Here is an 18319-nt window from a genome sequence, read left to right as displayed (position 1 = left end):
GTACGACGCCCTGTGACCCGGCCGGAGGGCGCCCCGGGGCGCCCTCACCCGTTCGTCGGTTCCAGGAATTCCAGGCGGTTGCCCACCGGGTCGTGGCTGTGGAAGCGGCGGTGGCCGGGCAGGTCGCCGTCCCAGTGGACCTCGGCGCCCCGTTCCTCCAGGCGGGCCGCGAACGCCTCGATGTCCGTGACGCGCAGTCCGGGGTGGGCCTTCCTCGCGGGGCGGAAGTCCCGTTCGACGCCGATGTGGAGCTGGACCGGTCCGGCGCCGAACCAGCAGCCGCCGCGGGCCGCGAGCACCAGCGGCTTGGGGATCTCCGTCATGCCGAGGACGTCCGTGTAGTACGCGCGCAGGGCGTCCTCCGAGCCCTGCGGGGCGGCGAGCTGTACGTGGTCGAGGGCGGCGATCATCACTTCTCCTTGTGGGCGACGGCGAAGATCCGGCGGAACGGGAGGACCGTGCCGTGCGGGCCGGCCGGGTAGGCGGCGCGCAGCAGGTCGCGGTATTCGGCGAGGAACGCCTCACGGGCTTCGGGGTCGTCGGCGAGGGTGGTCAGGACGGGGCGCAGGCCGGTGCCCTTGACCCAGTCGAGCACCGGGTCCTCGCCGTGCAGCAGGTGCAGGTACGTGGTCTCCCAGACGTCCGCCGTGAGGCCGGGGCCGGTCAGCGCGTCGAGGTAGGCGGCGGGGGCGAGGACCGCGTCGGCGTGGCGGAGCGTGCCGCCCAGGCGGTCGCGCCAGCGCGGGGAGCCGGCGAGTTCCCGCATCAGGACGTGGGTGGGCTGGTCGAAGTTGCCGGGGACCTGGAGGGCGAACGTGCCGCCGGGGGTGATCGCGTCCAGCCAGTCGGGGAAGCGGGCGACGTGGTCCGGCACCCATTGGAGCAGGGCGTTGGAGACGATCAGGTCGTACGGCTCGTCGGGGGTCCAGGTCGTGGCGTCGGCCTCGGCGAAGTCGAGGCGGGGGCCGGCGTGGGCCGCGGCCCGTTCGAGCATCTGCGGGGAGTTGTCGTAGCCGGTGACATGGGCCCGGGGCCAGCGGTCGGCGAGGAGCGCGGTGACGTTGCCCGCTCCGCAGCCGAGGTCGGCGATCCGGGGCTCGGGGGCGGGCGGGTCGGGGATCCGGGCCAGGAGGTCGTGGAAGGGGCGGGTGCGGTGGTCCGCGTGGCGCAGGTACTGGCGGGGGTCCCAGGTGGGTGAGGTCATGGCAGCCAGGATCACGCCACAACTCTCTTGATGTCAAGACACTTGATTTCGAGAAGCTCGATTGCGAGAGACTTGCCCCCAAGAGACTCGATTTCAAGAGACTTCACATCGACAGACCCTCTACACTGATCCACATGGAGGACGAGGTCGACCGATTGGTCGCTGCATGGCGCCGGGAGCGCCCCGACCTCGACGTGGAACCGCTCGAGGTGCTCAGCCGTGTCTCCCGCCTGGCCCGTCATCTGGACCGGGCCCGTCGGATCGCCTTCTCCGAGCACGATCTCGAACCGTGGGAGTTCGACGTGCTGACCTCCCTGCGCCGCGCGGGCGCCCCCTATCAGCTCTCCCCCGGCCAGTTGCTCACCCAGACCCTGGTCACCTCCGGCACGATGACCAACCGCATCGACCGGCTCACCAAGAAGAACCTCGTCGAGCGGCTCCCCGACCCCAACGACCGCCGCGGCGTGCTCGTCCGGCTCACCGCCGAGGGGCGCGACAAGGCCGACCAGTCGCTGGCCGGCCTGCTCGCCCAGGAGCGTGCCATCCTGGGCGAGCTCTCCTCCCGGCAGCGGGGTGAACTGGCGGGCCTGCTACGCCAGTTGACCGCTCCGTTCGACAACATCCCCGGCTAGCTCCGGATCCGTCTCGGCCGGTCCCACGCCCGCCCGCCGGGCCAGTGCGACGGCGGCCAGCGTGGAGTGCACGCCCAGCTTCCCCAGGACGTTCTGCATATGGGTGCGGACCGTGTGCGGGGAGAGGAACAGCCGCTCCGCCACCGCCTTGCGCCCCAGCCCCGCCACCATGCAGCGCAGCACCTCGCGCTCGCGCGGGGTCAGCGACTCGACCAGCAGCTCGCTCTCGGTGCGGTGCTTGCGCGCCGCCGTCAGCTCCTTCAGCACGCCCGTGAGCAGGGCGGGGGGCAGATGCGTCTCACCACGCAGCACACCGCGGACGACCGCGAGCAGCCGCTGTAACGAGCAGTCCTTGGCGACCCAGCCCGAGGCCCCGGCCTGGAGGGCCTGCGCGGCCCGGTGCGGGTCGTCCTTCTCGGCGAGCACCACCGTGCGCACCGCGGGCCGGGCGGCGTGCACCCCGGCGACCAGGGAGATGCCGTCCACCGGGGCGTTCTCCCCGCCGTTCGGCACCGGGACGGGCGCGGGCCGGGCTCCCGGGGCGAGCACACCCAGTTCGGCGTCGACCAGCACCACGTCGTAGCCGCGCCCCTCCGCGGCGGCCCGTTCCAGACAGCGCAGGGCGGCGGGGCCGCTGCCCGCGGCCGCCACGTCGACGTCGGGCTCGGCCGTGAGCGCCGCGGCGAGCGATTCGGCGAAAATTCGGTGGTCGTCCACCACCAGAACCCGGATACGAACCACAGGCACCCCCATGCCGCGTCTGTTCCCGGGCCACCCCCGGGCCCTTTCGAAGGGACAGATCAGTACGGGTACGGTGCCCGGTTCGGGGAGTTGGACCGCAGTCCCACGGCCGCCGCCGTGTTGTCGACTGCCACCCGCCCCGGGCGCCGTACCCGACTGTCTCGTACCCCTGAATCAGCACCGGCCCCCACCGGTGCTGTGCATCAGAGTAAGGCCGACGGGCCCCGACGGAAGGCAATTCGCAGAACTGGCCGGTGTCGTTCGGGTGTTCGGGGGTGACCCGTGGGGCGTGAGGGGTGCGAGGGGTTCAGACGAGTCGGCGGGCGCCCGCCGACGGCACCGCCGGGAAGATGCCCGGCGCGGTGTGTCCCGCGGCGGCGAACGCCTCCCGCACGGCGTCGGCGACCGCGTCCGCGCGGTCCTCCTCCACCAGCACGATCGCCGAGCCGCCGAAGCCGCCGCCGGTCATCCGGGCGCCGAGCGCACCGGCCCCGGTCGCCGCCGACACCGCCAGGTCCAGTTCGGCGCAGGAGACCCGCAGGTCGTCGCGGAGCGAGGCGTGCCCGGCGTCGAGGACCGGGCCCACCGCCCGCACGTCCCCGGCGTCGAGCAGCGCGATGACCCGCTCGACCCGCTCGTTGTCGCCGACCACATGGTGCACGTAGCGCACCACGGACTCGTCCGCGCCCGAGTCGGCCAGGGTCTCCAGGGCCTCGGCGAGGCCCTCGTACGGCAGCTCGCGCAGCGTCCGCAGGCCGAGCGCCGCGGCACCGGCCTCGCAGCCGGCCCGCCGTTCGGCGTAGGCGCCGTCCCCGAGCGCGTGCTTGACCCGGGTGTCGACCACCAGCAGCCGCAGCCCGTGGGCGGGCAGGTCGAAGGGGACCTGGCGGCGGCTGAGGTCGCGGGTGTCGAGGTACAGGGCGTGGCCCTCGGTGCAGCAGGCGGACGCCATCTGGTCCATGACCCCGCACGGCACGCCGACGAAGACGTTCTCGGCGCGCTGGCCGAGCACCGCCAGCTCCGGCGCGGTGAGGCCGAGTCCGAACAGGTCGTTCAGGGCGAACGCGGTGACGGTCTCCAGCGCGGCGGAGGAGGACAGTCCGGCGCCGGTGGGGACGTCGGAGGTCAGCTGGATGTCCGCGCCGGTGACCCGGTGGCCCGCTTCGCGCAGTGCCCAGACGACCCCGGCCGGGTACGCGGCCCAGTCGTGCCCCTGCCCGGGGGCCAGTTCGTCGATCCGGAGCCGGACGACGCCGCCGGGCACCTCGGTCGAGTGGAGGCGCAGTTCGCCGTCGGTGCGGCGGGCGACGGCCGCGCGCGCGGTGTGCGGCAGCGCGAGCGGCATCACGAAGCCGTCGTTGAAGTCGGTGTACTCGCCGATCAGGTTGACCCGGCCGGGGGCGGCCCAGATCCCTTCGGGCTCCCTGCCGTACAACTCGGCGAAGGAGGCGGCCAGTTCGCTGTTGCCGGTCATGGTGCGGCGGTTTCCTCTCGGCGGGCGAACGCCCAGGCGTCGGCGACGATTCCGGTCAGGTCGGGGCGGGAGGGGGTCCAGCCGAGCCGCTGCCCGGCGGTTTCGGCGGAGGCGACCAGCACGGCGGGGTCGCCGGCCCGGCGCGGGGCCACGACCTCCGGGACGGGGTGGCCGGTGACCTCGCGGACCGTCTCGACGACCTCGCGGACGGAGAAGCCGTTGCCGTTGCCGAGGTTGCAGATCAGGTGCTCGCCCGCGGTGGCGGCGTCCAGGGCCAGCAGATGGGCCTCGGCGAGGTCGGCGACGTGGATGTAGTCGCGGACGCAGGTGCCGTCGGGGGTCGGGTAGTCGTCGCCGTAGACGGAGATCGACTCGCGCCGGCCGAGGGCGACCTGGAGGACCAGCGGGATCAGGTGCGACTCGGGGTCGTGCCGTTCTCCGCAACTTCCGTACGCCCCGGCCACGTTGAAGTAGCGCAGCGAGACCGCGGCCAGTCCGTGCGCGGCCGCCTCGCCGGTGATCATGTGGTCGACGGCGAGCTTGGTGGCGCCGTAGGGGTTGGTGGGCGCGGTGGCGTCCGACTCGGTGATGGGGGTGGTGGCCGGTTCGCCGTAGGTGGCGGCGGTGGAGGAGAAGACCAGGGTGCGCACCCCGGCGTCGCGCATCGCGGCGAGCAGTGCCACGGATCCGGCGACGTTGTTCACCCAGTACTTCTCCGGGTCCGCGACGGACTCGCCGACCTGGGAGTACGCGGCGAAGTGCAGGACCCCGTCGTAGGAGGCGTCCAGCCACTTCGCGGCATCCTGGACGCGGCCCTCGATGAACTCGGCACCGGCCGGGACGCCCTCCCGGAACCCGGTCGACAGGTCGTCGAGGACGGTGACGGCGTGGCCGGCCTCCAGCAGGTGCTGGGCCACCACGCTGCCGACGTATCCCGCGCCGCCGGTGACCAGGTACTTCTTCGGGGGCTTGCTCACTGGCTCGCTACCTCTCGCAGTCGCTGGGCCGCGGCTTCCGGCGGCACGTCGTTGATGAACACGTTCATGCCGGACTCGGAACCCGCGAGGAACTTCAGCTTGCCGGAGGTGCGTCGGATGGTGAAAAGCTCCAGATGGAGCCCGAACTCCTCCCGCCCGGGGACCCCGAACGGGGCCTGGTGCCAGGCCGCGATGTACGGGGTCGGCGGCTCTCCGGGACCGAAGATCCGGTCGAATCGCCTCAAGAGTTCCAGATAAACCTGTGGGAACTGCGTGCGCGCCGCCTCGTCGAGTTCCCGCAGGTCGGGGACGCGGCGGCGGGGGTGGAGGTGGACCTCGTACGGCCAGTGCGCCGCGTACGGCACGAAGGCGATCCAGTGCTCGGTCTCGATGACGATCCGCGAGCCGTCCTTCTCCTCCCGGGCCACGACGTCGTCGAAGAGGTTGCCCCCGGTCTCGGCGCGGTGGGCGGCCATCGAGCGGAACATCAGCTCGGTGCGCGGGGTGACGAAGGGGTAGCCGTAGATCTGGCCGTGCGGGTGGCCGAGCGTGACGCCGATCTCGGCGCCCCGGTTCTCGAAGCAGAACACCTGCCGCACCTGCGGGAGTTCGGCGAGGTCGGCGGTGCGGTCGGTCCACGCCTCCAGGACCAGGGCGGCCTGTTCCTCGGTGAGGTCGGCGAACGAGGCGTCGTGGTCGGAGGTGAAGCAGACGACCTCGCAGCGGCCGGAGTCGCCGGCGAGCGAGGGGAACCGGTTCTCGAAGACGGCGACGTCGTAGTCGGCCTCGGGGATTTCGCTCTGACTGCCGTCCCGTGAGGGGCAGAGCGGGCACTCGTCGGCCGGCGGGTGGTAGGTGCGCCCCTGGCGGTGCGAGGCGATGGCGACGCCGTCCCCGAGGAACGGGTCGCGGCGGATCTCGGACGACGTCGACACGGGATCCAGGGGGCGCCGGTCGACGGCCTCGCGCACCGTGTCGTCGCGGCTGTCGTAGTAGATCAGCTCCCGGCCGTCGGCGAGCGTCGTGACCGTCTTCTTCACCAGGTTCCTCCAAACATAACCAAACACAATGAACCACAAGCCAACAGGTGCGTCAATGAGCGGTCCGGCGCGGGACAGCCGGGAACAGCAGCGGACGGCCATGGACGGCTGCGAACGGCCGTGGACGACCGGGCCCGGGGCACGGCACGTGCGGGCGCGGTTCGGAGTTCGGAGTTTGTTCGTTCCTGAGGAGGAGGGAACGGAAAGGGTCAGGGGTGCAGCGGGTCCGGGCGGCCGTCCGGTGCCGCGCGGTCCAGCAGTCCCGTACGGGCCGCGAGCGCCGCGGCCTCCAGCCGGGAGCCGACGCCCAGCTTCATCAGCACCCGCTGCACGTGCGTGCGCGCGGTGCTCGGCGCGATCCGCATCCCGGCCGCGATCCGGCGGGTGTCCTCGCCCTCGGCGACCCGCATCAGGACCTCGACCTCGCGCGGGGTGAGCAGCCGCAGCAGCCGCTGTCCCTCGTCGTCCGGCGCGGCGGCGGGGTTGAGCAGTTCGGCGAAGGCGCTCCGCAGGAGTTGCGGCGCCACCGCCGCCTCGCCGGCCCGCGCCTTGGCCATGGCCCGTTCGACGCCCTCCATGCGTTCGTCGTGGCGGACGTACCCCGCGGCGCCCGCGGCGAAGGCCGCCGCGATCCCCCGGGGGCTGGGCACCGGGCCGAGCACCACGACGGCCACCTGCGGGCGTTCGCGCCGGATGCGCACGATCGGGTCGAAGGCGCCGGGTTCGGCGGGGGTCGCGGTGCCGAACAGGCAGACCTCCGGGGCCCTGCTGACCACCAGTTCCGCCGCCCCCGCCGTCGGCGCGGCCGCCGCGAGGACCCGGTGGCCCCGCAGCTTCAGCGCCGAGGCGAGCGCCTCGGCGAGCAGTCTGTGGTCGTCGACCACCATGAGCCGCACGCCCATCGAACACACCCCCGTAGCCACCGGTCGCACCGGGCCCCCCGGCCTTCCTGCCCCGGCAAGCTACACGCTTGTTCGACGTCACGGGCCTCTTACCGGCCAAAAGGATCCGGATCGCCGACTCCGCGTGCGTTCGGGACCGGTTGATGGTGCGCCATGTCCGAACGGGCCCCGTTGTAATCTGCCTGCCGACCGTTGTGGACCGATAGTTTTCCGCCAATCGTCGTGGCCTGTTCACCGAAGAACCCGGAGGAACCCGTGCGACTGAAGAAGACGAAGAAGACCCTGCTCGTCGCCCTGGCCGCGTGCGCCGCGCTGGCGGCCCCCGCGTTCACCGGAACCGCGGCCGCCGCCGGCACCGTCACCAGCTCCAGCGTGGAGACGTCGTGGGGCTACGCCTATGTGAAGGCCCAGTGGCGGCTCAACCCCTACCAGCTCAACCCGCTGTACCTGTCCGTGAAGGACACCGCCGCCGACGGCCACTCGGTCGGCATCCGGCTGATCACCAAGGGGGACGCCGGTACCCACTACTTCCCGCTGCACCGGGTCTCCACGGGCAACGGGACCGGCTGGGCCGGGGACAGTTACGCCAACCCCGGCGGCTGGATCGCCTCGGCCTGGATCGAGCTCTGCAGGATGGAGGGGACCACGGTCCTGTCCTGCGTCTCGTCCAAGGTCATGTACGCACCGTTCGACGACTCGACCACCGGCTGATCGGGTCCCCGGACGCACGAGGGGGTGGTGCCCGTCCCGCGGGCACCACCCCCTCGTCCGTGCGTCCGGCCGCTCAGCCCCGGCCGAAGGCGACCACCAGGCGGCGGTCCGTGTCCAGCGAGCCGTGCGGCTTGCTGACCATCATGCTCGCCAGGTACAGGCGCCCGTCGTTGTAGAGGAACTCGGAGTAGTCCGGCGTGAAGCTGGTCTCCGCGTCACGGATCGACTCGTCGCTCGGGTTCTCCATCAGCACCGTCTGCTTGAACGTGCCGCCGTCGATGGAGACGACCTGGCCGCCCTTGTCGTACGGGGGAACCCGGTAGGCGATGATGTTGCCGCCGTCCATGCGGATCGGGAACATCGTGTAGCGGTCGCCCGCGTCGGCGCGGTCACCGGTCGGCTTGCCGGTCTTGAGGTCGAAGGAGACGATCTCGTTGGTGTCGCCGTACTCGCCGGTGCCCTCGTGGTCCTCGGTCGGCACGTAGATGCGGTTGTTGCCGACGGCGAGCTGGCTGCAGCTCTCGACCTTGGTGGAGGCGCAGCGCGCGGCGTACTTCTCGGCGTCCGCGGCGATCCGGGTGAGCAGCTTGCCGGTGGAGGCGTCGATGGAGAAGAAGTCCGAGATGCCGCTGCCGTCGCCGGCGGTGTCGCCGACGTCGGCCGCGACGACCAGCGGCTTGGTGGAGACGACGCTCGCGTAGTCGACGCCGGGCGGCATCTTGTACGAGGAGATCGGGGCCCCGTCGGCCGGGTTGAGCGGCTGGATGACGAGCTGCGGGTCGTCGTACGAGCCGCACTTGCGGACCGCGACGAGCGCCTCGCCGCCGCCGTACCCCTTGTCGTAGCAGCCGTCGGTGCTGGCCCTGGGCTTCCAGCGCTCGGCCCCGGTCTTCAGGTCGAAGCCGGCGCCGCCCTCGGTGCCGCCCGCGGCGACCACGTCGCCGCTGACCGTGACCTCGTCGAACCTGACCGCCTCGTCACCGCTGGTGGGGGCGGTGATCGACTTGCTCCACAGCATCTTGCCGGTGCTCAGGTCGAGCGCGCCGATCTGGTTGCACGGCGGGTACTTGGTCTGCTTGGTGGGCTTGCTCTCCTGGAAGGCGATCGCGGTCTTGTAGTCCTTGGACATGTGCCGCGAGGCGGCGCAGACCTGGCCCGCCAGCGGGATGGACCACAGCTTGGTGCCCTTGACCGGGTCGTAGCCGACGACCTCGTTCAGCCCGGTCTTCACGTACGCCTTGTCGGTCAGCCAGGAGCCGTCGACCCTGGTGACGTCGGTGACCTTCGGCAGCGGGAGCTGGAAGGCGACCTTGGACTTGGGGTCGTCGGGGGCCTTCTCCTTGCCGCCGCCCCCGAGGGCGCCGCCCTTCTCCGTGCCGCCCTTGCCGCCGGTGGTGCCGCCCGCCTGGGACGTCTTGTCCGTCTTGTCGTCGTCACCGCTGGTGGCGTACCAGACGCCGCCGCCCACGATCAGCACCACGGCGACCGCGGCGGCGACGATGATCTGCATCTGGGTGGTGAACTTCTTGCCGCCGTTGCCGTCCTGCTGCGGCGGGTACGGCTGCTGCTGCATCGGCGTGGTCGGGTAGCCGTAGCCCTGCTGCGGCGGCTGGCCGGGCGGCAGGCCCTGCGGGAAGCCGTAGCCCTGCTGCGGCTGTCCGGGCACGGGCGCCTGCGGGTAGCCGTACCCCTGCGGGGTCTGCGGGTAGCCGTACCCCTGCTGCGGGGCCCCGGTCTGGGGGTAGCCGTAGCCGGCCGGCGGCTGCGGGACGCCGGGCTGCGCGGGTTGCGTGGGCTGCCCGGCGGCGGGCGGCGGGGTCGGCGCGCCGAACCCGCCCGCGGGCGGCGGGGTGGGAGCACCGAAGCCCCCGGCCGCGGGCGGGGTGTCCGGCTGCTTGGCCAGCGGGTCGGCGGGCGGCGGGGTGGGAGCGCCGAACCCACCGGGCGGCGGGTCCTGCGGGGCACCGAACCCGCCCTGCGGCGGGTCCTGCGGGGCGCCGAATCCGCCCTGGGGCGGATCGTTGGGCGGCTGGGGCGGCTGCGTCATGGCGTGCGTACCTCTGGGGGGAAGGGAGTCGGGGGGTCGGGGCCGGCAGCGGTCGGGGTGCTCCGGCCGCTGCCGGTCGTGAGGCGTCGGGTCCGACGGCTCGGTGTCGCCGTCGAGGGCTCGGTGAGCCGTCAGTTGCCGAAGGCCATCATGGTCTTCGTCTCCAGCTCTTCCTTGTCGTTCCTGGCGCTGACCCGGCCGCTCGCGATGAAGGAGCGGCCGTCCGCGTAGACGACCTTCGAGTTGTAGAAGGTGCTCTCGATCTGGGACGTCGACACGGGGTGCTGGAGCAGCATCTTCGGGGTGCCGCCGGTCGGCGCGAGGGTGGCGATCCCCCCGCCCTTGTTGAAGCCCGCCTCCACGTAGAGCAGCACGTCGCCGCCCTCCATGCGCAGCGGCTTCACCACGCGCTCGCTGGGGGCGGCGGCCTTCCACTTGGTCTTGCCGGTGTTCAGGTCGAAGGCCACGACCTTGTTGGTGCGGGCGAGGCCGCTGGAGTCCGCGGCGGTGGCCATGTAGAAGGTGTTGGCGTCGGCGGCGACACCGGTGCAGCCGTCGAGGGACTTCCCGAAGATCGCGAAGGCGCTGCCGCAGTCCGGTGCGAACTTGTCGCCCTTGTCGCTGGTGATGCCGGTGCGGAGCTGCCCGTTCTCCTTCAGGGCGAGGATGCTCCACTCCTTTTCCTTCTTCAGGGAGACCACGAGCGGGGTGACCGAGTAGACCTTGTCGATCTCCCAGCCGCGCTTGGGCTGGTACGTCCACCTGGCCTTGCCCGTGACCGGGTCCAGTTCCTGGATCTGGTGCTGCGGGTTGTCCACGTCACCGGTGCGGCAGTTGGAGGCCGCGATCAGCTTGGGGCCGCCGGCGAAGGCGAACGGCTGGCAGTTGCCCGACTGCTTGCCGAACAGCTCCTTGCCGTCGCTGACCCGGTAGGCGTTGGAGTTGCCGGTGCGCCCGACCGTCACCGTGTCGCCGCTGATGGCGAGGGAGATGTCCGAGAGGAAGTCCCAGGTGCCGTTCTTCTTGACCGACTTCTTCCAGCCGGCCTTGCCGGTGTTGAGGTCGATCATCTGGAGGTCCGCGCAGTCGGCCTTGTCGGTGGTGCCGTTCTTGACGCCGATGACGATCTTGCCGTTGGTGGTGGTCTGGGCGGGCGCCGCGCACAGGTCGGCGGGCAGCTTCAGCGTCCACTTCTGCTTGCCGTCGCCGACGGAGTAGCCGGAGACCGTGCGGTACATGCCCTTGACGACCGTGTCACCGACCACCCAGGGGCCGCGGACGTCGGAGCCGTTGCGGGGCAGGTCGATGTCGTTCTTCTGGAGCCAGAGGACCTTCGCCTCGCCCTTCTTGCGGCCGGCGTTGAGGTCCTCGTCGCCGCCGCCGTTGCCGTCGCCGTTGCCGTTGCCCTCGTTCACGGAGGGCGAGCCGCTGGGCTTCGCGCCCTTGCTCTGCTCGGCGACGGGGTCCTTCTTCCCGTCGTCGTCACCGCTCATGGCGAAGAAGATGCCGCCGCCGATCACCAGGAGCGCGGCCGCCGCGGCACCGATGATGACCGCGGGCTTGCGCTTGGCACCGCCGTCGCCGGGCCCGCCGGGGGCCGGGGCGCCGGGGTACTGCTGCGGCTGGGCGTAGGGGCCGGGCTGCTGACCGTAGGGCCCGGGCTGCTGGGCGTACGGCCCCGGCTGCTGGGCGTACGGGCCGGACTGCTGACCGGGCTGCTGGCCGTACGGTCCCGGCTGCTGGCCGTAGGGGCCGGGCTGCTGGGCGTACGGGCCCGGCTGCTGGCCCGGCTGCTGCGGGTAGCCGTAGCCGGGGGGCTGACCGGGCGCCTGCGGGTAGCCGTAGCCGGCCTGCGGCGGCGTCTGCGGCGGGCCCTGGGGCGGCTGCGGCGTTCCCTGCGGCTCCTGCGGCGCGCCGAAGCCGCCCTGCGGCGGTTGCTGGCTGGGCGGCTGGGTCATCAGCACGTCCCCCTTCGTGCGGTCCTGTGCCCGTTCCGATCTCCCCCGCGATCCCTCGGAGCCCCCGGGGCCAAAACCCCCGAACCCTTTGGAATGGAGCGAATCGGGCATGGATCCCGCGGCGTTGCGTCAGTCGAGCGGGCCTTCTTTGTACCACCCGCAACACCCGGGGCACCGGGTCGGTCCACTCCCTGTTCCCAAGGGAGAACCGCCCCGTGATGCCTCCGTTACGCCCCGGGGAACGCCGGGGAGCGGGCTTTCGACGCCCTGCCGCGCCCCGGCCCGTGCGCCCCGGCGCGTCAGTTGCCGTAGACCCCCATGGACTTGGCCTTCTCCTCGTCGCCGTCCTTGACCCCGCTGATCCCGGAGGACATGAGGAAGGAGCGCCCGCCCGCGTAGGCGACCTTGGGCTCGAAGAATTCCCGTTCGACGTCGGCCCCCGACGCCGGGTGCCGCAGCACCGTCTGCGGGGTGCCGCCGGTCGGCGGGAGGGACATGATGCCGCCGCCCTTGCCCTGCGCCGCGCCCAGGTGCATCAGCAGCCTGCCGCCCTCCACCCGCATCGGCATCAGGGTCTGCCCGGCCGGGGAGTCCGCCTTCCACTTGACCTTGCCGGTGGTCAGGTCGAAGGCGACGACCTTGTTGGCGGGGTCGCTTCCGGACTCGGGCTCGGTCGCCATGTAGACACCGTGCTCGTCGGCCGTCACGCCCAGGCAGCCGTCGAGGGCCTTGCCGGAGGTGAGGAGGTCGGTGTCGCACCGGGTCCGGTAGTCCGGGTCGTCACCGACCAGCTGGGAGCGGTAGGTCCCGTTGTCGTTGAGCAGGAGGACGGCCCACTTCTCCTCCTCCGGCTTCCGCAGGGAGACGACCAGCGGGCTGACCGAGTAGAACTGCGAGATCTCCCAGCCCTTCTTGACCTTGTACGTCCACAGGACCTTGCCGGTGACCGGGTCGATCCTCTTGACCTGCTGTTCCTTGTGGTCGTCGGCCGCCGTCTGGCAGCTGGCCGCGGCCACCGCCACGGGGCCGCTCGCGAAGCCGAACGGCTGGCAGTTGCCCGGCAGCTCACCGAAGAGCACCTTGCCGTCGGAGACCCGGAAGGCGTCCGTCCTGGTCTTGCGCCCGACGGTCACGGTGTCCCCGTTGATCGCCATCGCGGGGTCGGACAGTCCGTCCCAGGCGCCCACCCGCTTGTACTTCTTGTACCAGCCGGCCTTGCCGGTGTTGAGGTCGACCATCTGGAGCGCGTCGCAGGCCGCCTCGATGCCGCTGCCGCTCATGACGCCGAGGACGATCCTGCCGTCGGCGGTGGCCTGGGAGGGGGCCGCGCACATGGTGGCCGGCAGTCTCAGCGCCCACTTCTGCCTGCCGTCGCCGACGGAGTAGCCGGAGACCGTGCGGTACATCGCCTTCACGACGGTGTCGCCGACGATCCAGGGCCCGTACACGTCGGAGCCGTTGCGCGGCAGGTCGACGCCGCCCTCCTGGAGCCAGAGGGCCTTCGCCTCGCCGCTCCTGCGCTTGGCGTTGATCCCGGCGGCCTCGGCGCGCAGCGCGCTCGCGCGCTCGGCCGCGGTCTCGTCCTCGGTGCCGGACTTGTCGTTCTTCTTGCCGCCCTTGCCGCCGCCGGACGCGGAGTCCTGGTCGGTGCCGGTGCTCCCGTTCGCCCCGGACTTCTTCCCGTCGTCCCCGCCCACGGCCAGCCACACGCCGCCCCCGGCCAGCAGCACCACGGCGAGCACGGCACCGACGACCGCTCCCCGCCGGCCCCGGAAGAATCCGCCGCCACCGCCGTTCCCCGCCGGTCCCCCGGGCTGCCCCGGCTGCGCGTACGGCGCGGTCTGCGTCGGGAGGTTGTACGGCCCCGGCTGCGTGGGCGCGTTGTACGGCCCCGGCTGTGCGGGCGCGTTGTACGGACCGGGCTGGGCCGGCGCGTTGTACGGGCCGGGCTGCGCGGGAGCTCCGTAGGGGCCCGGCTGTGCGGGCGCGTTGTACGGACCGGGCTGGGCCGGCGCGTTGTACGGGCCGGGCTGCGCCGAGCCGTGCCCCGGGGCCGGGGCCGGTGGTGCGGTCGGCGGCGCGGCCGGGGCCGGTGGTGCGGCAGGTGACGGCTGGGCCGGCCCCGTCCGCGGGTCGTACGGAGCCCCGAAGCCCCCCTGCGGCGGTTGCTGGCCGGGCGGCTGGGTCATCGGAGCGTCCCCCTCGTGCTTCGTACGGACCGTCCGGCTGCTGCGCCGGGGCAAGGTTTCTTTCTACCACCCGCCCCACCAGCCCCGACGGTCACGTCGAAGCACGCCCCCGCCGGCCGCCCGGCAGGCTCCCGACGGTCAGGCGTCCTCGGCCAGTTCGAGCCAGCGCATCTCCAACTCGTCGCGCTCGGAGACCAGTTCGCGCAGCTCCGCGTCGAGCTTCGCCACCTTCTCGAAGTCCGTGGCGTGCTCCGCGATCTGGGCGTGCAGGGCGGTCTCGCGCGTCGAGATCTTGTCGAGCTGCCGCTCGACCTTCTGGAGCTCCTTCTTCGCCGCGCGGGCGGCCTGCGGGGAGAGCGTCGCGGCGGGGGCTTCCTTCTCCCCGGCCGCCGCGGGCGCGGGCGCGGCGGAGGGGGTCGCCGCCTCCTCGATCCGCTGCCTGCGCTCCAGGTACTCGTCGATCCCGCGCGGCAGCATCCGCAGCGTGCGGTCGCCGAGCAGTGCCATCACCCGGTCCGTGGTCCGCTCGACGAAGAACCGGTCGTGGGAGATCACGACCATCGACCCGGGCCAGCCGTCGAGGAGGTCCTCCAGCTGGGTCAGGGTCTCGATGTCCAGGTCGTTGGTGGGCTCGTCGAGGAAGAGGACGTTCGGCTCGTCCATCAGCAGGCGCAGGATCTGGAGCCGCCTGCGCTCACCGCCCGAGAGGTCCCCGACCGGGGTCCACTGCTTCTCCTTCGTGAAGCCGAACTGCTCGCAGAGCTGGCCGGCGGTCATCTCCCGGCCCTTGCCGAGGTCGACCCGGTCGCGCACCTGCTGGACGGCCTCCAGGACCCGCAGGTCCGGGTCGAGCTCGGCGACGTCCTGGGAGAGGTAGGCCAGCCTGACGGTCTTGCCGACGACGATCTTCCCGGCGGCGGGCTGGACGTCGCCCTGGGTGCGGGCCGCTTCGGCCAGCGCCCGCAGCAGCGAGGTCTTGCCCGCGCCGTTGACCCCGACCAGGCCGATCCGGTCGCCGGGGCCGAGCTGCCAGGTGAGGTGGGTGAGCAGCGTCTTGGGGCCGGCCTGGACGGTCACGTCCTCCAGGTCGAAGACGGTCTTGCCGAGCCGGGCGTTGGCGAACCTCATCAGCTCGCTGGTGTCGCGCGGCGGCGGCACGTCGGCGATCAGCTCGTTGGCCGCCTCGATGCGGTAGCGGGGCTTGGAGGTGCGGGCCGGGGCGCCGCGGCGCAGCCAGGCCAGCTCCTTGCGCATCAGGTTCTGCCGCTTGGCCTCCTCGGTCGCGGCGATCCGCTCCCGTTCGGCCCGGGCGAAGACGTAGTCGCTGTAGCCGCCCTCGTACTCGTGGACCGTGCCGCGCTGGACGTCCCACATGCGGGTGCAGACCTGGTCGAGGAACCAGCGGTCGTGGGTGACGCAGACGAGGGCGGAACGGCGGGCCCGGAGGTGGCCGGCCAGCCAGGAGATGCCCTCGACGTCGAGGTGGTTGGTGGGCTCGTCGAGGACGATCAGGTCCTGCTCGGCGATGAGCAGCTTGGCCAGCGCGATGCGGCGCCGCTCGCCGCCGGAGAGCGGGCCGATGACGGTGTCCAGGCCGTGCTCGAAGCCCGGCAGCGCGAGCCCGCCGAAGAGCCCGGTGAGGACGTCGCGGATCTTGGCGCTGCCCGCCCACTCGTGGTCGGCGAGGTCGCCGATCACCTCGTGGCGGATGGTCGCCTCCGGGTCGAGCGAGTCGTGCTGGGTGAGCACGCCCAGGCGCAGCCCGCCGCTGTGGGTGACGCGCCCGCTGTCGGCCTCCTCCAGCCGGGCGAGCATCCGGATGAGGGTCGTCTTGCCGTCGCCGTTGCGGCCCACGACACCGATCCGGTCCCCCTCGGAGACTCCGAGGGACACGCCGTCGAGCAGGGCACGGGTGCCGTACACCTTGCTGACCTGCTCGACATTGACCAGATTGACGGCCATTTCACTCCTGCCCCGTGGGATCGATCGACTTCCCAGGGTACGGGGCGGCGGACGGGGTTCCACGCGGCGGCCTTGCCCCCGATGCACCCGGTTGTGCGGTTTCCCGTACGTAGAGGTTCCGGTACGTCTGCTGCACCGGGAGACGACCATGCGCACCATGACCTACACGGAATCGCGCGCCGAGTACGCCGAGACCCTGAGCACCGTCGTCGACGACCGCGAAGAGGTCATAGTGACGCGCGCCGGTCACGAGCCCGTGGTGATCGTGGCGCTCGACGAGTACGAGGCCATGAAGGAGACGGCCTACCTCTGCCGCAGCCCGGAGAACGCGCGTCGCGTCCTGGCGGCGATCGACGACCTGGAGAGCGGCGGCACGGTGCGGCAGCTCGCCGAATGAAGTTCGTCTGGCACGAGTCCGCGTGGGCGGACTACGTGTGGTGGCAGGCCCAGGACCGGAAGATCCTCAAGCGGATCAGCACCCTGCTCAGGACGTCGCCCGCAACGGGAACGAGGGCATCGGCAAACCCGAGCCCCTGCGGCACGGTTTCCACGGGTACTGGTCGCGCAGGATCAGCGACGAACACCGGCTCGTGTACCGCGTGACCGAGGACGAGGTGCGCATCGCCTCGTGCCGCTACCACTACGGGCGGTAGCGGCACCCCCGTCAGACGACCTGCGCGCCCGGTGCGGGCGACACCGCGGTGCGCGCCTTGCGGCACGTTCCGGATGCCGTCAGCGCCTCGGCGACCTTCCGGGCCGATTCCTCGTCCGCCGTCAGGAACGCGGTGGTCGGGCCGGAGCCGGAGACCAGGGCGGCCAGGGCGCCGGCCCCGGTGCCCGCGGCGAGGGTGTCGGCCAGCGAGGGGCGCAGGGAGAGCGCGGCGGGCTGGAGGTCGTTGCCCAGGGCGCCGGCGAGCGCGGCGGTGTCACCGGCGCGCAGCGCCTCCAGGAGCGCCGGTGAGGCGACGGGGGCGGGTACGTCCGTGCCGGCGGTGAGCCGGTCGAACTCGCCGTAGACGGCCGGCGTGGAGAGCCCGCCGTCGGCGACCGCGAAGACCCAGTGGAAGGTGCCGCCGACCTCGATCGGGGTCAGCTTCTCGCCGCGCCCGGTGCCGAGGGCGGCGCCGCCGACCAGGCTGAACGGGACGTCGCTGCCCAGTCGCGCGCAGATGTCGAGCAGCTCGTCCCGGGTGGCGCCGGTGCCCCACAGGGTGTCGCAGGCCAGGAGCGCGGCGGCGCCGTCGGCGCTGCCGCCCGCCATGCCGCCCGCGACGGGGATGTCCTTGGCGATGTGGATGTGCACGTCGGGGGCGATGCCGTGCCGCCCGGCCAGCTCGATCGCGGCGCGGGCGGCGAGGTTCGTCGCGTCCAGCGGGACCTGGGCGGCGTCCGGGCCGGAGCAGGTGACGCGCAGCCCGTCGGCGGGGGCGACGGTGACCTCGTCGTACAGGCCGACGGCGAGGAAGACGTTGGCCAGGTCGTGGAAGCCGTCGGGGCGCGGGGCGCCGACCGCGAGCTGGACGTTGACCTTGGCGGGGACGCGGACGGTGACGGCCGTGCTCATGCGGCACCCCCGGCGGCCGGCTTGTGCTCGGCGATGGCCGCGAATTCCTCGACCGTCAGCGCCTCGCCGCGGGCCTGCGGCGAGATCCCGGCCGCGACCAGCGCGGCCTCGGCGGCCGGGGCGGAGCCCGCCCAGCCGGACAGGGCCGCCCGCAGCGTCTTGCGGCGCTGGGCGAAGGCCGCGTCGACCACCGCGAAGACCTCGGCCCGGCTCGCGCTCGTCGTGACCGGTTCCGTGCGGCGGACCAGCGACACCAGTCCGGAGTCGACGTTGGGGGCGGGCCAGAAGACGTTGCGCCCGATGGCCCCGGCCCGCTTGACCTCCGCGTACCAGTTGGCCTTCACCGACGGCACGCCGTAGACCTTGTTGCCCGGCCGGGCGGCCAGCCGGTCGGCCACCTCGGCCTGGACCATGACGAGGGTGCGCTCGATGGACGGGAAGCGCTCCAGCATCGTCAGCAGGACCGGCACGGCGACGTTGTACGGGAGGTTGGCGACCAGCGCGGTCGGCGCCGGGCCCGGCAGCTCCCGGACCAGCATCGCGTCGGAGTGCACCAGGGCGAAGCGGTCGGCCCGCTCCGGCATTCGGGCGGCGACGGTGGCCGGCAGCGCGGCCGCCAGCACGTCGTCGATCTCCACGGCGACGACCCGGTCCGCCGCCTCCAGCAGCGCCAGGGTCAGCGAGCCGAGCCCCGGGCCGACCTCGACGACGACGTCGTCCGGGCGGACCTCCGCCGTCCGGACGATCCGGCGGACCGTGTTGGCGTCGATGACGAAGTTCTGGCCGCGCTGCTTGGTCGGGCGCACGCCCAGCTTCGCGGCCAGCTCGCGGATGTCTGCGGGGCCCAGGAGGGCGTCGGGCTCAGTGGTACTCACCGCTCAAGCGTAAGTCGACGACCGCCCGGCTCCCGCCGCCCGG

16 protein-coding genes and 1 pseudogene are annotated in these 18319 nt (G+C 72.5%); 4 read left to right on the top strand and 13 right to left on the bottom strand.

Annotated features, from left to right (window positions below; translation table 11 throughout):
- Window positions 1-44: 44 nt before the first annotated feature.
- Both ACFYW1_RS16225 and ACFYW1_RS16220 read right to left on the bottom strand, forming a co-directional pair.
- Window positions 45-410 carry a VOC family protein gene (locus ACFYW1_RS16225; RefSeq protein WP_388992334.1) on the bottom strand — a complete coding sequence of 122 codons (366 nt, stop codon included), beginning with the start codon at window positions 408-410 and terminating at the stop codon, window positions 45-47.
- Complete coding sequence (locus ACFYW1_RS16220; protein WP_388992331.1) at window positions 410-1204, bottom strand: trans-aconitate 2-methyltransferase; 795 nt, start codon at window positions 1202-1204, stop codon at window positions 410-412. The genes ACFYW1_RS16225 and ACFYW1_RS16220 overlap by 1 nt, the downstream gene beginning before the upstream one ends.
- A 134-nt stretch (window positions 1205-1338) precedes the next feature.
- On the opposite strand from ACFYW1_RS16220, the gene ACFYW1_RS16215 reads away from it, so the two are divergent.
- The gene (locus tag ACFYW1_RS16215) at window positions 1339-1836 is read left to right on the top strand and encodes a MarR family winged helix-turn-helix transcriptional regulator (RefSeq protein WP_388992328.1); all 498 of its coding nucleotides are present in this window, start codon (window positions 1339-1341) and stop codon (window positions 1834-1836) included.
- Here the strand turns inward: ACFYW1_RS16215 and ACFYW1_RS16210 are convergent.
- From ACFYW1_RS16210 to ACFYW1_RS16190, 5 genes are all read right to left on the bottom strand, one after another.
- The gene (locus ACFYW1_RS16210) at window positions 1795-2577 is read right to left on the bottom strand and encodes a LuxR C-terminal-related transcriptional regulator (protein WP_388992325.1); all 783 of its coding nucleotides are present in this window, start codon (window positions 2575-2577) and stop codon (window positions 1795-1797) included. The genes ACFYW1_RS16215 and ACFYW1_RS16210 overlap by 42 nt on opposite strands.
- 307 nt (window positions 2578-2884) lie before the next feature.
- On the bottom strand, window positions 2885-4051 hold the full coding sequence (gene galK, locus ACFYW1_RS16205) for a galactokinase (RefSeq protein WP_388992322.1): 1167 nt from the start codon (window positions 4049-4051) through the stop codon (window positions 2885-2887).
- The gene (gene galE, locus ACFYW1_RS16200; protein WP_388992319.1) at window positions 4048-5028 is read right to left on the bottom strand and encodes a UDP-glucose 4-epimerase GalE; all 981 of its coding nucleotides are present in this window, start codon (window positions 5026-5028) and stop codon (window positions 4048-4050) included. Before galE ends, galK begins: the two co-directional genes overlap by 4 nt.
- On the bottom strand, window positions 5025-6068 hold the full coding sequence (gene galT, locus ACFYW1_RS16195; RefSeq protein ID WP_388992316.1) for a galactose-1-phosphate uridylyltransferase: 1044 nt from the start codon (window positions 6066-6068) through the stop codon (window positions 5025-5027). The genes galE and galT overlap by 4 nt, the downstream gene beginning before the upstream one ends.
- A gap of 209 nt (window positions 6069-6277) precedes the next feature.
- Window positions 6278-6970, bottom strand: a complete 693-nt coding sequence (locus ACFYW1_RS16190) for a response regulator transcription factor (protein WP_388992313.1) — start codon at window positions 6968-6970, stop codon at window positions 6278-6280.
- 255 nt (window positions 6971-7225) lie between these two features.
- On the opposite strand from ACFYW1_RS16190, the gene ACFYW1_RS16185 reads away from it, so the two are divergent.
- Window positions 7226-7681 carry a hypothetical protein gene (locus ACFYW1_RS16185; RefSeq protein ID WP_388992311.1) on the top strand — a complete coding sequence of 152 codons (456 nt, stop codon included), beginning with the start codon at window positions 7226-7228 and terminating at the stop codon, window positions 7679-7681.
- A gap of 73 nt (window positions 7682-7754) precedes the next feature.
- Here ACFYW1_RS16185 and ACFYW1_RS16180 read toward each other — a convergent pair whose 3' ends face one another.
- The 4 genes from ACFYW1_RS16180 to ACFYW1_RS16165 all read right to left on the bottom strand — a co-directional run bounded on the left by ACFYW1_RS16180 (window position 7755) and on the right by ACFYW1_RS16165 (window position 15837).
- Window positions 7755-9728: a PQQ-binding-like beta-propeller repeat protein gene (locus ACFYW1_RS16180; RefSeq protein ID WP_388992308.1), complete on the bottom strand. Its 1974-nt coding sequence runs from the start codon at window positions 9726-9728 to the stop codon at window positions 7755-7757.
- Between the two features lie 131 nt (window positions 9729-9859).
- A complete protein-coding gene (locus ACFYW1_RS16175) occupies window positions 9860-11686 on the bottom strand; it encodes a PQQ-binding-like beta-propeller repeat protein (protein WP_388992305.1) in 1827 nt (608 codons plus the stop codon).
- A 299-nt stretch (window positions 11687-11985) separates the two neighbouring features.
- Window positions 11986-13875, bottom strand: a complete 1890-nt coding sequence (locus ACFYW1_RS16170; RefSeq protein ID WP_388992302.1) for a PQQ-binding-like beta-propeller repeat protein — start codon at window positions 13873-13875, stop codon at window positions 11986-11988.
- A 138-nt stretch (window positions 13876-14013) separates the two neighbouring features.
- Window positions 14014-15837: an ABC-F family ATP-binding cassette domain-containing protein gene (locus ACFYW1_RS16165; RefSeq protein WP_388992299.1), complete on the bottom strand. Its 1824-nt coding sequence runs from the start codon at window positions 15835-15837 to the stop codon at window positions 14014-14016.
- 148 nt (window positions 15838-15985) lie between these two features.
- On the opposite strand from ACFYW1_RS16165, the gene ACFYW1_RS16160 reads away from it, so the two are divergent.
- Together ACFYW1_RS16160 and ACFYW1_RS16155 are read left to right on the top strand one after the other, a co-directional pair.
- Window positions 15986-16234: a type II toxin-antitoxin system Phd/YefM family antitoxin gene (locus ACFYW1_RS16160; protein ID WP_388992295.1), complete on the top strand. Its 249-nt coding sequence runs from the start codon at window positions 15986-15988 to the stop codon at window positions 16232-16234.
- Window positions 16231-16490 (top strand): annotated as a pseudogene (locus tag ACFYW1_RS16155) (Txe/YoeB family addiction module toxin). Before ACFYW1_RS16160 ends, ACFYW1_RS16155 begins: the two are co-directional and overlap by 4 nt.
- Before the next feature lie 11 nt (window positions 16491-16501).
- Here the strand turns inward: ACFYW1_RS16155 and ACFYW1_RS16150 are convergent.
- Together ACFYW1_RS16150 and rsmA are read right to left on the bottom strand one after the other, a co-directional pair.
- Complete coding sequence (locus tag ACFYW1_RS16150; protein WP_388992292.1) at window positions 16502-17401, bottom strand: 4-(cytidine 5'-diphospho)-2-C-methyl-D-erythritol kinase; 900 nt, start codon at window positions 17399-17401, stop codon at window positions 16502-16504.
- Window positions 17398-18276, bottom strand: a complete 879-nt coding sequence (gene rsmA / locus ACFYW1_RS16145) for a 16S rRNA (adenine(1518)-N(6)/adenine(1519)-N(6))-dimethyltransferase RsmA (RefSeq protein WP_388992289.1) — start codon at window positions 18274-18276, stop codon at window positions 17398-17400. The genes ACFYW1_RS16150 and rsmA overlap by 4 nt, the downstream gene beginning before the upstream one ends.
- Between the last annotated feature and the right edge of the window lie 43 nt (window positions 18277-18319).

Origin of the sequence: Streptomyces sp. NPDC002669, from assembly GCF_042889165.1 — a bacterium.
GTDB lineage: Bacteria > Actinomycetota > Actinomycetes > Streptomycetales > Streptomycetaceae > Streptomyces.
This window is presented reverse-complemented; position numbering and strand designations above follow the sequence as displayed.